The sequence below is a fragment of the Rheinheimera gaetbuli genome (genome assembly GCF_054781935.1).
Genome location: NZ_BAAGTL010000008.1, coordinates 588,882 through 602,332 on the forward strand (window position 1 = coordinate 588,882; position 13,451 = coordinate 602,332).

Consider the following 13,451-nt stretch of genomic DNA (forward strand, 5'->3'; position numbering starts at 1 on the left):
TTGAGGTTCACATAATGTTGCCTGTTGTTGCCCTGGTAGGGCGAGCCAATGTCGGTAAATCGACACTTTTTAATCGCTTAACCCGCACCCGTGATGCGCTGGTAGCCGATTTCCCCGGCCTGACACGTGACCGTAAATACGGCTCGGTTAACTATGAAGGGCTGGAATTTATTGTAGTCGATACCGGTGGTATCGACGGTAACGAGCAGGGCATTGAAGTGGAAATGGCCGAGCAGTCGCTCAAAGCCATCGACGAAGCTGATGTTGTGCTGTTTATGGTTGATGCACGGGTTGGCGCTACCGTAGGTGATGAAGCTATAGCCGCGCACATCCGCAAAGTTGAAAAGAAAGTCTTTGTCGTCGCCAATAAAACCGACGGCCTGGATGCGGATACCGCAATCGCCGACTTTTACAGTTTAGGCCTGGGCGAGGTCTATGCCATTGCGGCTGCCCATGGCCGTGGTGTGTCGGTGCTGTTAAACCAGGCACTGATCCCGCTGTTAAGCGAAGAGCAGCAAAAACGCCTGGCTGGTGAAATTGAACCGGATGCAGGCCCGGCGCTGGAAACGCTGACCGAAGAAGAAGCTGATGCCGAGGCCGCAAGGCTGCGCAGCGAACATATTAAACTGGCTATTGTTGGCCGGCCTAATGTCGGTAAGTCAACACTGACTAACCGCATTTTGGGCGAAGAGCGGGTTGTAGTGTTTGATATGCCGGGTACTACGCGCGATTCTGTCTATATTCCGATGCAACGTAACGAGCGCGACTACACGCTGATTGACACCGCCGGTGTGCGCCGTCGCGGCAGAATCGACGATATGGTAGAAAAATTCTCGGTAGTAAAAACGCTACAGGCGATTGAAGATGCCAATGTGGTTATTTTAGTGCTGGATGCCCGTTTGGGTATTTCCGATCAAGACTTAAGCATCCTTGGTTTTGTGCTTAACTCGGGCCGCTCGCTGGTTATCGCAGTAAATAAATGGGATGGTTTAAACGACAGCATAAAAGATGAAGTGAAACGCGAGCTTGACCGTCGCTTGGGTTTTATCGACTTTGCCCGCTTACACTTTATTTCGGCGTTACACGGCTCTGGTGTGGGCAATTTATTTGAATCAGTAGAAGAAGCCTTTGACAGTGCCACCAAACGTCACAGTACAGCGCTGCTGACCCGTATTATGAAAATGGCGCAGGAAGATCACCAGCCGCCATTAGTACATGGTCGTCGGGTAAAACTGAAATATGCTCACGCCGGTGGTTATAACCCGCCGCTTATTGTTATTCATGGTAATCAGGTAGACGATCTGCCCGATTCCTACAAACGCTATTTAATGAACTATTTCCGCAAAGCGCTGCAAATGATGGGTACGCCTATTCGCATCGAATTCCGCGAAGGTGAGAACCCGTTTGCACCAAATAAAAAGAACACAGAAACGCCGCTGCAAAAGTACAAGCGTGAGCGCTTGATGAAAGCGCGTAAAAAGATGGACCAATAAGGACCAATCGCATGAATTTTCGTTTCCCGGTTATTGTTATCGATGAAGACTTTCGCTCGGAGAATATCTCCGGCTCCGGTATTCGCGACTTAGCCCAGGCTATCAGCAGCCACGGTTTTGAAGTAGTAGGTTATACCAGCTATGTCGATTTAAGCGCCTTTGCCCAGCAAGCCAGCCGCGCATCCTGCTTTATTTTGTCGATTGACGATGAAGAATTTGGTAGCGGCAGTGCCGAAGAAGTCGCGCTGGCGCTCGGTGAGCTGCGTACTTTTATCAAAGAAGTGCGTAAGCGTAACGCCGATATTCCGATCTTCTTATATGGTGAAACCCGCACCACCCGTCATGTACCGAACGACGTACTGCGTGAGTTGCATGGCTTTATCCATATGTTTGAAGACACGCCGGAGTTTGTTGCCAAGCACATTATCCGCGAAGCGAAAAAATACCTCGATGCCTTAGCACCACCGTTTTTTAATGCATTAATGGATTACGCCTCCGATGGCTCTTACTCCTGGCACTGCCCAGGCCATTCCGGTGGCGTAGCCTTTTTAAAAAGCCCTGTCGGCCAGATGTTTCACCAGTTTTTCGGTGAAAACATGTTGCGTGCTGATGTGTGTAACGCGGTAGATGAATTAGGCCAGCTGCTGGACCACACCGGCCCGGTAGCCGAAAGCGAAGCCAACGCGGCGCGTATTTTCAGCTGTGACCACTTATTTTTTGTGACCAACGGTACTTCTACGTCGAACAAAATGGTCTGGCACTCAGTGGTGGCACTGGGTGATATCGTAGTGGTAGACCGTAACTGCCATAAATCGATACTGCACTCGATTATTATGACTGGGGCTATCCCGGTGTTTTTAATGCCAACCCGCAACCATTACGGCATTATCGGCCCTATTCCTAAAAGCGAGTTTTCGCCAGAAGCTATCGCGAAGAAGATTGAGGCCAACCCCTTTGCCCGTAATGCCAAGAACAAAAAGCCGCGCATTTTAACCATTACGCAAAGTACCTACGACGGTATCTTGTATAACGTGGAAGAAATTAAGCAGGAGCTGGGTTCAACGATCGATACGCTGCATTTTGACGAAGCCTGGCTGCCGCATGCCAGCTTCCATGATTTCTATAAAAATATGCATGCGATAGGCAAAGATCGGCCGCGCTCAGAAGACACCTTAGTGTTTGCCACCCAGTCGACCCACAAGTTGCTGGCGGGTTTATCGCAGGCATCGCAAATTCTGGTACAAAACGCCGAAAAACGCAGCCTCGATACGCACCGCTTTAACGAGTCTTACCTGATGCACAGCTCTACCAGCCCGCAATACGCCATTATTGCCAGCTGCGACGTGGCCGCGGCGATGATGGAAGCACCGGGCGGCACGGCGTTGGTAGAAGAGAGCTTAATGGAAGCCATCGATTTTCGCCGTGCTATGCGTAAAGTGGATGCTGAATTTGGTGATGACGACTGGTGGTTCCGTGTTTGGGGCCCAGACGAGTTACCAGAAGAAGGCTTAGGCACGCGCGATAACTGGACTTTGCACGCTAAAGACAGCTGGCATGGTTTTGGTGCGATAGAGTCGGGCTTTAATATTCTCGACCCGATTAAAGCTACCATTATTACGCCGGGTTTAAACTTGCATGGTCAGTTTGATGAGCAGGGCATACCAGCGGCTATTGTCAGCAAGTACCTGGCCGAGCACGGTATTATTATTGAAAAAACCGGCCTGTACTCGTTCTTTATCATGTTTACCATCGGCATTACCAAAGGCCGCTGGAACTCTATGGTTACCGAGCTGCAGCAGTTTAAAGACGATTACGACCAGAACCAGCCAATGTGGCGCATTATGCCGGAATTTGCCAAAAAGCATCCGCGCTATGAAAAAGTCGGCTTGCGCGATCTGTGTCAGCAAATTCACAATATGTACCGCAAGTTTGACGTGGCTAAAGTGACCACTGAAATGTACTTGTCCAATATTGAAACCGCGATGACACCGGCCGATGCCTGGGCGAAAATGGCGCACCGCGACATCGAGCGCGTATCCATAGACGAGATTGAAGGCCGTGTAACCGCCATGCTGGTAACGCCGTACCCGCCTGGTATACCGCTGATGGTACCGGGCGAGCGTTTTAATAAAATTATTATTAGCTACCTGCAGTTTACCCGCGCCTTTAACGGTGCCTTTCCGGGGTTTGAAACCGACGTGCACGGTTTAGTGCGCGAGATGGTAAACGGTGAGCTGAAGTACTTTATTGATGTAGTTAAAGAGTAAGTGTTGAGTTTTTAATTCCAGCAACTAATTTTAGCGCCAAAAATAGAAACGATAATTTAAAAGAGCAGCTGCAGTTTGATGCTGGGCTTAACCTGCTAGCTGCAAAGTTTGAGGTAAAGGCTGAAGCGGGCGCCAGCGAGGGCGGGGTCGCGGTCGACAACAATACTGCCATGATGCCACTTAATAATTTCTGCCGTGATGGCCAGCCCCAGACCAAAGTGAGGTGAGCTATCCTCTATTGTTGTGTCCAGTTTAACGAAAGGCAGTAAAACATTTTTTTCCTCGGTAATGGCTATGCCGGGGCCATCATCGCTGATGGTAATAAGTAACTGCTGTTGTTTAACTGACAGGGTTATTTGGATCTGGCTGCTGGCAAAGCGGCAGGCGTTGCTAATAATGTTGCTTAGCGCCCGCTCCAGCCAGTGCGGGTTAATTTGGCTGTGCAGTGCCGGCTCTGTCATTAGCAACGAGAAACGCAATTGCTGTTGCGCCAGCAAAGGCTCGATGCTTTGGCAATAGTGTTGTAACCAGGGTTGCATATGCTGACGGCTAAACTCGAGGCTAAGTGCGGTGCGGGATAAGCTGGCAAACTGCAAAAACGAATTAACCATAGCTTCCATGCGGTCGACATCTTGTTCCATGCGCTGCAGTAACTGCTGTTTTTTGTCGGTGCTGCTGACATCGAAAAGTGCATCCAGGCCAAAACGCAGGCAAGCAATGGGGGTACGTAAATCGTGTGACAGGCTTTTAGCCAGCAGTTGGTTTTCGTGTAGCAACTGGCTTATTTGATCGGCCATCCGGTTAAAACTTTGCTCCAGGCCGGGGATGTAGCTAAACCGGGATAAGCTTAAACGGCTGCTATGCTCGCCACGGCCGAAGCGCTCAGCGGCGCGGGTTAGCTGCTTAAGTCGGCTGACTAACGGCCACTGCCATAGCAGCAGCAGGAATGCCATGCCCAGATACAGGGCTAATGTCAGCCATATACTCAAGGGATGGTGCTCGTCTGTATTTTGTAACGTCATTTTTAGCAACCACTGCGGATGTGCAGTTAACTGGCGTAGCAAATACTGTTGCTGATCGCCTGCCAGTGCTAAACCACTGGCAGAGCTTAGCAATGGCATCAGCTCCGTTGGAATGGCCAGCGCCTGGAAGTGCTCCAGCTGCAGTTCAATGTCCAGTTGCATGGCTTGTTGGCGGTAATATTCAATTAACTCTGCTTCGTTAAGGTGTTGGCTTTGCTGTGCCAGATAATGCAACAACTTTGCAGCCAGTGGCGCTGTAGTGGCTGGCGTTGGCTGATCAGCCAGGCGGTCCAGCAGGTAACCCAGACCAAACAGTGATACTAAGCAGGTAATCAGTAAGCCGAGAAAAATTCGTGTCATCGTTTTACTGCCAGGCGTCGGCAACAAACAAGTAGCCTTTGCCCCAGATGGTTTTTATCCGCAGTGGCTGGCTACTGTTATCGTTTAATTTGCGTCGCAGTACCGAGATTAGCATATCAATGCGCCGGTCTAAGCCGTCGTAATCGCGGCCTGTCATATGCAAAAATACCTGTTGGCGGCTAAGCACTGTGCCAGCATTGCTGGCCAGTAACCACAATAATTTAAATTCGGTGGCGGACAAGCTGATTTCAGCTTCGGCCAGGCGCACCCGGTGCGACACCTTGCTGAGGGTTAATACGCCAAATTGCAGCTGTTCCACTTCCGTTGTGCTGTGTTGCGGCAGCTGAAGCCGGCGCAACACATTTTGGATCCTCGCCAGTAAGGCCCGAGGCCGTATAGGCTTTATCAGATAATCGTTGGCGCCGCTCTCAAGTGCCAGCACCTCATCCAACTCTTCGCCTTGGGCTGTCAGCATTAACACGGGTATGTCTGACTGCTGGCGGATCTGCCGGCAAATTTCCAGGCCATTGACGCCTGGCAGCATCAGATCAAGTAATATTAAGTCTGCCTGATGCTGTCGCCACTGTGCCAGCGCGATGTCACCACGGCTAAAATGGGTTACCTGAAAGCCGCGCTCTTGCAGGAAATCGCTTATCCATTGCGCCAGCGCCATGTCATCTTCAATCAGTAATAAGTTGGCGCTCTCTGCTATTTGCATGCTGTTCAATTTGCCGTTCCCTGAGCTTATGCAAGCTTGCTACTATAGCGCAGCAAGCTTGACAATTTTGTATCAAAAATGTCAGAACCAAACTTTAACACCGGCGTAAGGGAAAATCCCCAGGTCTTCTTCTTTGTCGATGCGGTAGCTTTGTGTATCAGGGGTATTAAGCAGATAGTAGCCGCTGATGTTTTCCCGGTTGTATAAGTTACGCACGGCAAACGTATACTCCGCCGGCCGGCCAAACACCTGGCTGTTACGCTTAAATTCCACATCAAGCCGGTGATAAAACGGCAAGCGCTCGCTATTAAGGTCGCCATAAACCGGCAACAAGTAATCCGGATGATATGGGTTAGGCCTTGCGCCAATAATAGGCGAGTAGCGGTTACCTGAGCGGCCGGTAAATACCGCGCCCATAGTCCAGTCCTGGTTTAGTTTGTAATTAAGTACTGCATTAACCACCAGCGGCGTATCCAGCCGGTATTCTGTGGTGACAGCAGTAAGAGGATCTTTGCGGTCTGACTGTGAATAACTAAGCGATACCCAGCCAGACCAGTTGTTGGTCAGCTGTTTTTCCAGCATCAGTTCTATACCCCGTGCTGTGCCGGTGACATCGCTGGCATAGTGCTGACCGGTAACGTCCAGCTGTGGCGCAAGGGCTCTGGCCAGATGCCATAGCTTTTTATAGTACAACTCAAGCTTGAGCTGCCAGCCAGAAAACTGGTAACTGCCACCTGTAGCGAAGTGGTCTGCTTTAGGGGAGTTTAACTGCCGGTTACCCACTTTAGGCAGAATTTGCTCCAACTCAGGTGTTTGCTGGTGGCGCCCGGCACTGGCAAACCACTGTAGTTTATCGGTTAACTGCCAACTTAGCTGGGTACGTGGTGCCAGCATGTCTGCGTTGGTGTAACGTTCTTTATCGTAGCGTATGCCCAGCTGCCAACGAATATCGGCACTTAGTTGCCAAATGCTGTCGATAAAGGCCGAGTGGTAACGCTGGGTCAAGCCGTCGTTGTCCTGTTCGCGCTCGCCGCGGTTGGCCTGGCAATCTTGTTGATGGTCAGTGCAGTAGTACGGAATCAAATCATATTCATAGGTTACATCCAGCGCGCCGGTTTCAGCACCGGCATGCACTGACAGTAGCGAATTTAGCCGTTGTTGCCAGCTTATTTGCAGTTCGCGGTAATCCTGCTCTAAGCGGTAAAACTGCGCGTCACCAAAAGAGGCTTTTTCGCTTTGCTGCAGGTTTAACGCGGCCAGGCTGAGCTGTTGGCCGTTGTTGCCAAAAAACTGATAGCGTACTTGTTGACTGTGCCAGTTGGTATTAAATGCCGCGTCGCCAACATTTTCAGGATCTATGCGGCCGGCGTCAGATGCGGCAGATAAATTAATGCCGGCTTTTTCGGCCACGCCCAATGTGGTTAGGGTGACTTTATGCTGCTGTCCTGGCCGCCACTGATAGCGCAGCTGATAATCACTTAATTGTGGCGGTTTGGTTACCGTTATGCCATCTTCCAGCTCGTCGTCTTTTGCGACAAAATGTTGCAGTGTACTTAAGCGGTAGGCGGCATAAAAAGCCTGGTTTTCTGTCAGGGCCCCTTCTGCCAGTATTGAAGTGCGCAGTATATTTAAGTCGACTACCGCGCCGAGCGGCTGAGCTTTCGGGTCGCGCAGCCGCAAATCAAATACTGCGCCTGTGGCATGGCCGAAAGGCGCGGCAAAGGCGGCAGGATACAAATCAAATTGCGCCAGCAGTTCCGGATTGATAGCGCTGCCGTACAGGTTATTCAGCAAAGGCCCGCTGCGCTGGCCATCCAGCATAAAGTGGTTGTCAAAAGGTGATGAACCTCTTACTGCCGGGGCGCTTTCAGTGGTGTCGTATACTACGCCGGGCAGGGTATAAATGGCCTGAATGGGATCGCCCATTACGGCTGCAACATTTAGCAACTTTTGTGTATCCTCATCAACCTCGGTCTGAGGCATATTGCGCTGCCCTTGTATGGTCAGACGCTCGACCTGGCTGTTGTCCGTATTGTGTTGTTGTGTACTGTCGGCCAGCGCCAGCGTAAAAGCCGGTTGGCAATAAAATGCTAAAGCGCTGAATAATATTGATTTAGTCTGTTTCACCATCTCACCCATCACTGTGTTGCTAAAAGTGATGGTATTCTGGCGTAGTGGGACGCCGCATGTTGTACAAGGCTTGTCAGGAAAATGTCAGCAAGTGTCAGAAACGTCGCCACAGACGCTTTTTTTGCGCATTGTGTACCCAGTTAACCTCTACCACTGCGTTATCGAGTAATTCTGTTGGCTGGCCGTCTTTGCCAAGCCGCCATAATGTCAGTTGTTGACTGGTGATATATTCAAAGCGCCAGCGCCACTGTGCCGCATCGCTGTTTTGCCAGCACTGTAGAACCTGCTGTTGCAGGTACAGGCAAACATTGTCGGCTTTTGGCAGTTGCCAGCTCACCTGCACCTGGGTGTGACAACTGCGGCCTTGTTGCAAGGTTACGCAGGTCGCGGGAGTAACTTCTAGCAACCCGCTAGCCATAGCCTGGCTGTGCCACAGGCAACCAGCGAGTATCAGAAGATAAAAGCAGCCTTTATTTATATACATAGCGAAAAATAACAAAAGACTGCCATTCTGGTTTATCCCGGGTTAGCGGGCTATTAGTGTGTGCTTTACTATACCAGTTTATACCTGAACCCAACTCAATTACCCATTTGGGGTGCAGCGGGTATACGCCAACAAGACCAAAATGCTGACGCCAGCCGCTGCCAGCCTGATACTCTGGCCGATCAGGTGTGCTTTCTGTAGTGGAAACGCCGTAGTAATAATTAATCAGTTTTGCACTGTGCCAGTTTAGCTCAGTATTCAGGTACAGATCCCAGTTGTTGTATTCAAAGCGATGGCCATAAAATAAGCTGAACATCTCACCGTGATAGGCTTTCAAGTCTTTACTTAGTTGTAGAGAAAAAAGCTGATTTTCACTTAGTTGTTGCTGATAACGCAGGCCCGGTGCCAGATCATGTTCTCTGTTATTTAGTCCCTCTAAACTGCTTATCCGCAAGCCATCACGTGACGAAACGGTTGGACCAAAACCAAAGTGATAGCTTGCCATTACAATAGCGACATTGGAGTTATCGCCGGTTAGCAGCCGATAGCCTAATGTAGGGTTACCAAAAACATAACCGCTGCGAACGCTGGTGGCTTCGGCAAACCAGTTTTTGTATTCAAAATTGAATTGTATCTGCAGTTGTGGCGCGCCATTTAACTTGCTGTCAAATGCAGGAACAATATTATTGCCGTGGCTAACACCGAAGCCAACATCAAGTTGCCAGTTAAATTTTTTTCCGCCCTCTGCGACTGCTTTTCCGCTTAGCAGGGAGAGACTGATTAACAACAACAGTTTACGCAAAGCAGTTCCCTACATCAGATAAAACAACACTGTACCGGTTTAATTGAGCTGAAACTGTATAAAAAATGTCAGCGTTTTTGCGCCTTACTCAGCGTTAACAGCTCACGCTCTATGGCAAACACATGCTCATCCTGCTCATTCATCTCACGCAGCGCCTGCGCCAGTTTCAGCACATACTCACTATTCGGGCCGCTTGGGCCACGGCTTTTGGCAATATGGGCAGCAATTTCAGCATCACTGGCAGGGCCTAGATACGCTTCATTATCCGCGCTGGCTAAATACACCACGCCTTCTGTTTCACCGTGCCCGCTGTTGCAAGGTTCGTGCAGCCAATGCAGTGGCGTAAATACACGCAGGTAACCGTTTTTCTCGCGATGGTCTAAATGCTCAAAGGTATCGGGTGTAACCTGATACGCCATACCCACACAGCGCGCACCGGCTGCTTCAATCAGGGTTAATACCCGGCCTGGCGAGTCAAGCGTACCACGATGATCATGTGAGCCCTGCCAAAACCGCCGCGCCCAGCCATAAATGCAGGCTGGTTTAGCGTCAAGATAAGCAAAGTCAGCTTTATAAATTAGCGAGCCATAACCAAACAACCACACTGAATCCAGGTGATCTAACGGTTGCCGTTCTTTATTCAGGGAAATGGTGTTGTGTGACATAGGGTTCTGTTTAGATTAAATTTGAATGTCTAAGATTTATAGCAGCAATGGGAACTATTAATGCCTAGAGTAAAACTTTGCCTAAACTCCAATCAACAGTATCCTGAGGTGCTATACAAGATCGTACCGTTAGATCGTTTGGTTGAAATGTTAGCAAAAAGCCAGAATGTGCTTGTATCACCTGTCTTGTGGGAAGATCCATACGAAGCAGCGCCGCTTCGTGTAAAATTGACGCATCCAAGATTCATTGATGTAGATGGTGGGATGAAAGTTGGAATGAAATTCATTGGAGAACCAGTGCGTAATGGAACATGGTCGCAACAAGGAACAGCGATAAAACGTGTTTACTGCCAATCATGGACTGCGACCCCAGTGTTTAAGGTACGCTGTTTTAAACGCTTCAGGCTGCGTATCTTGTGATAAGTCATCGACGTTTAAGCTTGTTTCTAAAAGAGGGAGGGGTAGGTAATTAATCATATCGTTTACTCGATAATTGCGTGCATAACGGCCAGTACTTCATTAACAATAGCTTTGGGGGCGGTTTCCACTTTTTTGGCTTGCCTTGCTACCAAATCTGCCATTCTGATGCCGTTTACCAGTACAACCCCCTGAGTTGCTGTGCCGCTGCCGATTAATGGTACGGCAAAGCCGCGTATGCGGGCAAAATCTGCGCCTTGGGAAATAGGCGCTATTAATGTCATGCCCAGCTGATTAAAAGCTTTTTGCGTTAGGACTAAACAGGGACGGTAATCGCCTTGTATCTCTTTACCCGCTGTGGGATTAAGGCACACCCGAACAATATCGCCACGGTCGAATACTGCCATTACCACTCGTTTCCAACCGGTGCTGCTGCTTCCCACTCAATCAGCTCTTCTGGCATAGCAGCATCTTGATCACATTTGGCGATAAGCTCAGCCAGCGAGTATTTCGTTTTTGCTTTGGGGGCAATAACTAAGCGGCCGTTTTCTGCCACTACGTCGGCTTTGTCATCAATATCCAGCCCCAACTGTTTAAGCAGTGGTGCTGGTATCACCACACCTTTTGAGTTACCAATTTTACGGATAATAATTTCCATACCAAAGCCCTTTGTACTAACAATGTTATTACTTTAGCAGGCCATGCTATGACGTCAATAATTTTTATTACTCAACTTGGTCGGGCTAGAATATATAAATAAACCCAATGCCGATTTCGGCTTCATAGTTGCTGCGGGCGATGGGGCTATTGCGCACGTCGCTGCTGAAATGCTCGTACAATGCCTCGCCGAAAATCTGCCAGTTGTCGTTGATATTATGCCGGTAGTTGTAATCAATCCCGATTGAGCGTAAACCACCACTCAGGTTGGTTTCAGCCAAACCTGATGCCAGTGATTGCTCTGCAGTGATACCGAAACCTGTATTGGCATATTTGCTGTCGTGAAACACCGCCACAACATTAAATTCCGAGCCGGAGCCGTCGGTTTTATCGCCGAAGCGGCGGCCCACGCCAAACAAGCCAAGGTTGCCGTTATCACCGGTCATCAGCCGGCTTACCAACCAATAACGCCAGTCGTTGCTAAACGCCCGCCGTGCCTGCAACACTATTTCAAACCCCTCTTCGTTATCACCCAGCCCGTCCAGACGACCATCGTCAGAGTCATTTTCTTCGCGGCCTTCATCAAAGCCTATTAAGGCTTCGAGTAGCCAGGTGTCAGCCCGAACACCGCGCCAACCCAAGGCTTCACCGGCAAAGTAGAAAATATCATTACCGCGGCGCCATTGTATTGCGCCGGCTGGCTGTATTTCGACACCAAATTCGTCCGAGCCTTCGTAGGCGGTTTCATACTCGATGCCTGCACCAAGCGCGAAAGCCCAGCCATCATTACCCCGGGTAAAGTCGTCTACGGAGGGCAAAGGTACCAGCGCTGTTTTGTCGTTTTGCGCTAATGCAGTTTGAGGGAAAAAACCATGTAGTAAAATGACTAACAGTAAACCGGTAAACTTGTTCATAAAAACCTTAGCTGTATCAGCAGGGCAGAATGCAACGTGAGTATAGTGCTCAGGTCCGGTTTACGGCTAACTTTTGTCAACAGATCTTATTTACGCACTTTATTACTTGAGCTCATTCAGCTTTGTTACTTGTGCATCAAAACCACCTGCTGCCAGTTTTACCGCTACCTTATCGCCAACTTTTAGCTGGCTACTATTGGTGACTACCTGCTGTTTATCGTCAAAGGTGATGCTGTAACCACGGGCCAGTGTTGCCAGCGGGCTTACGGTGTTTAGCTGGCTGCTTAACTGCGCCAGTTGTTGTTTGCTTTGCTTTAGCTGAAACTGCTGGGCGTTAATCAACCTGCGTTCCAGCTGAGTAATGTGCTGAGTATGTTGTAGCAGGGTTTTAACCGGCGATAACTGGCGCAGGCTTTTATCCAAATACTGTTGCCGTTGTTGCGCGTTTTGTACGCTGCGTTTTATGGTGCTGCTTAAGCGCAGTTGCAGCTCGTCCAGCCGCTGTTGCTGTTGTTGCAGGCGACGTTTCGGGTGCAGTGCTAACAGGCGCTGGCTCAGGTTTAGCAGCTTAGGCGCGGCGTGTTGCATGCGGGCGCGCTGGGCCTGAATAAGCGAACTGCGCAAGCGCATAATGTGCTCGAGTAAGTGCGATTGATCCGGTGATACCAGCTCTGCCGCAGCAGAGGGCGTCGGCGCACGCACATCGGCAACAAAGTCGGTAAGGGCAAAGTCTATTTCATGGCCTACGGCGCTGACAATCGGAATAGGGCAAGCGGCTACTGCACGGCATAAAGCTTCATCGTTAAAGCACCATAAGTCTTCTAACGAGCCACCGCCACGGCCGATAATTAACACGTCCACTTCATTGCGGCGTACTGCTGTGCTAAGCATATTGCGAAGCTGTGCTGCTGCGGTTTCGCCCTGCACCTGGGACGGATACACAATAACTTCAATACCCGGCGCACGGCGGTTTAGCACAGTAACGATATCGCGCACTGCAGCGCCGGTGGGTGAGGTAATCACGCCGACACGCTGCACCTGTGCCGGCAGAGGTTTTTTGCATGCCGGGTCAAATAAGCCTTCGGCCTGCAATTGCGCTTTTAACTGTTCAAACTGCTGTTTTAATAAACCGGCACCGGCGCTTTCGATAAATTCAGCCAACAGCTGATACTCGCCGCGTGGTTCGTACACGCTGATGCGAGCCCGGATAAGCACTTGCTGGCCGTTTTGCGGCCTGAAGCTGCTGCCCCGGTTGGCCATTTTAAACATGGCACATTTGACCTGGGCTGCGCTGTCTTTTAACGAAAAGTACCAGTGGCCGCTGGCGGCCGCGACAAAGTTAGACACTTCGCCCTGCAGCCACAGTGTTTGAAACTGCAGCTCCAACGTAAGGCGTACTTCACTGTTTAAGCGGGAAACACTATAGATATCGGGGTTTTGCATAAAAAACGTACCAGCAGCTGGCCTGACAACGAAGGCGCTAGAGTAACATAAAACAAAAAAGCGTTTGTGATACGCGCGC

13 protein-coding genes are annotated in these 13,451 nt (G+C 49.9%); 3 read left to right on the forward strand and 10 right to left on the reverse strand.

The features are described from left to right. Nucleotides 1-14 precede the first annotated feature (14 nt). A complete protein-coding gene (der, locus tag ACYVIC_RS09565) occupies nt 15-1,493 on the forward strand; it encodes a ribosome biogenesis GTPase Der (protein WP_460859392.1) in 1,479 nt (492 codons plus the stop codon). 11 nt (nt 1,494-1,504) lie between these two features. Further along, the gene (locus ACYVIC_RS09570; RefSeq protein ID WP_460859394.1) at nt 1,505-3,760 is read left to right on the forward strand and encodes an Orn/Lys/Arg family decarboxylase; all 2,256 of its coding nucleotides are present in this window, start codon (nt 1,505-1,507) and stop codon (nt 3,758-3,760) included. Nucleotides 3,761-3,855: 95 nt separating this feature from the next. On the opposite strand, the gene ACYVIC_RS09575 is transcribed toward ACYVIC_RS09570, so the two are convergent. From ACYVIC_RS09575 to ACYVIC_RS09600, 6 genes are all read right to left on the reverse strand, one after another. Continuing rightward, nucleotides 3,856-5,142 carry an ATP-binding protein gene (locus ACYVIC_RS09575; RefSeq protein ID WP_460859395.1) on the reverse strand — a complete coding sequence of 429 codons (1,287 nt, stop codon included), beginning with the start codon at nt 5,140-5,142 and terminating at the stop codon, nt 3,856-3,858. 4 nt (nt 5,143-5,146) lie between these two features. Beyond that, a complete protein-coding gene (locus ACYVIC_RS09580; protein ID WP_460859397.1) occupies nt 5,147-5,860 on the reverse strand; it encodes a response regulator in 714 nt (237 codons plus the stop codon). Between the two features lie 81 nt (nt 5,861-5,941). Further along, nucleotides 5,942-7,987, reverse strand: coding sequence for a TonB-dependent receptor plug domain-containing protein (locus ACYVIC_RS09585; protein WP_460859399.1), 2,046 nt, complete (start codon nt 7,985-7,987; stop codon nt 5,942-5,944). A 97-nt stretch (nt 7,988-8,084) separates the two neighbouring features. Beyond that, a complete protein-coding gene (locus ACYVIC_RS09590; protein WP_460859400.1) occupies nt 8,085-8,396 on the reverse strand; it encodes a DUF3019 domain-containing protein in 312 nt (103 codons plus the stop codon). Nucleotides 8,397-8,460: 64 nt separating this feature from the next. Then, nucleotides 8,461-9,276: a MipA/OmpV family protein gene (locus tag ACYVIC_RS09595; RefSeq protein ID WP_460859401.1), complete on the reverse strand. Its 816-nt coding sequence runs from the start codon at nt 9,274-9,276 to the stop codon at nt 8,461-8,463. Nucleotides 9,277-9,344: 68 nt separating this feature from the next. Further along, a complete protein-coding gene (locus ACYVIC_RS09600) occupies nt 9,345-9,941 on the reverse strand; it encodes a gamma-glutamylcyclotransferase (protein WP_460859403.1) in 597 nt (198 codons plus the stop codon). Nucleotides 9,942-10,001: 60 nt separating this feature from the next. On the opposite strand from ACYVIC_RS09600, the gene ACYVIC_RS09605 reads away from it, so the two are divergent. Beyond that, on the forward strand, nt 10,002-10,361 hold the full coding sequence (locus ACYVIC_RS09605; protein WP_460859404.1) for a hypothetical protein: 360 nt from the start codon (nt 10,002-10,004) through the stop codon (nt 10,359-10,361). 62 nt (nt 10,362-10,423) lie between these two features. On the opposite strand, the gene ACYVIC_RS09610 is transcribed toward ACYVIC_RS09605, so the two are convergent. The 4 genes from ACYVIC_RS09610 to xseA all read right to left on the reverse strand — a co-directional run bounded on the left by ACYVIC_RS09610 (nt 10,424) and on the right by xseA (nt 13,372). Beyond that, nucleotides 10,424-10,765, reverse strand: coding sequence for a type II toxin-antitoxin system ChpB family toxin (locus ACYVIC_RS09610; protein ID WP_460859406.1), 342 nt, complete (start codon nt 10,763-10,765; stop codon nt 10,424-10,426). Next, nucleotides 10,765-11,016, reverse strand: a complete 252-nt coding sequence (locus ACYVIC_RS09615) for an AbrB/MazE/SpoVT family DNA-binding domain-containing protein (protein ID WP_460859407.1) — start codon at nt 11,014-11,016, stop codon at nt 10,765-10,767. The genes ACYVIC_RS09610 and ACYVIC_RS09615 overlap by 1 nt, the downstream gene beginning before the upstream one ends. Before the next feature lie 85 nt (nt 11,017-11,101). Continuing rightward, nucleotides 11,102-11,929, reverse strand: a complete 828-nt coding sequence (locus ACYVIC_RS09620) for a MipA/OmpV family protein (RefSeq protein ID WP_460859409.1) — start codon at nt 11,927-11,929, stop codon at nt 11,102-11,104. A 102-nt stretch (nt 11,930-12,031) separates the two neighbouring features. After that, nucleotides 12,032-13,372, reverse strand: a complete 1,341-nt coding sequence (gene xseA / locus ACYVIC_RS09625; protein ID WP_460859410.1) for an exodeoxyribonuclease VII large subunit — start codon at nt 13,370-13,372, stop codon at nt 12,032-12,034. Nucleotides 13,373-13,451: the final 79 nt, after the last annotated feature.

Excerpts from the sequence above, each read along its gene's own strand:
- der (WP_460859392.1), top strand. The coding sequence starts at position 15 with ATGTTGCCTGTTGTTGCCCTGGTAGGGCGAGCCAATGTCGGTAAATCG.
- ACYVIC_RS09570 (WP_460859394.1), top strand. The coding sequence starts at position 1,505 with ATGAATTTTCGTTTCCCGGTTATTGTTATCGATGAAGACTTTCGCTCG.
- ACYVIC_RS09575 (WP_460859395.1), bottom strand. The coding sequence starts at position 5,142 with ATGACACGAATTTTTCTCGGCTTACTGATTACCTGCTTAGTATCACTG.
- ACYVIC_RS09580 (WP_460859397.1), bottom strand. The coding sequence starts at position 5,860 with ATGCAAATAGCAGAGAGCGCCAACTTATTACTGATTGAAGATGACATG.
- ACYVIC_RS09600 (WP_460859403.1), bottom strand. The coding sequence starts at position 9,941 with ATGTCACACAACACCATTTCCCTGAATAAAGAACGGCAACCGTTAGAT.
- ACYVIC_RS09605 (WP_460859404.1), top strand. The coding sequence starts at position 10,002 with ATGCCTAGAGTAAAACTTTGCCTAAACTCCAATCAACAGTATCCTGAG.
- ACYVIC_RS09610 (WP_460859406.1), bottom strand. The coding sequence starts at position 10,765 with ATGGCAGTATTCGACCGTGGCGATATTGTTCGGGTGTGCCTTAATCCC.
- ACYVIC_RS09615 (WP_460859407.1), bottom strand. The coding sequence starts at position 11,016 with ATGGAAATTATTATCCGTAAAATTGGTAACTCAAAAGGTGTGGTGATA.
- ACYVIC_RS09620 (WP_460859409.1), bottom strand. The coding sequence starts at position 11,929 with ATGAACAAGTTTACCGGTTTACTGTTAGTCATTTTACTACATGGTTTT.
- xseA (WP_460859410.1), bottom strand. The coding sequence starts at position 13,372 with ATGCAAAACCCCGATATCTATAGTGTTTCCCGCTTAAACAGTGAAGTA.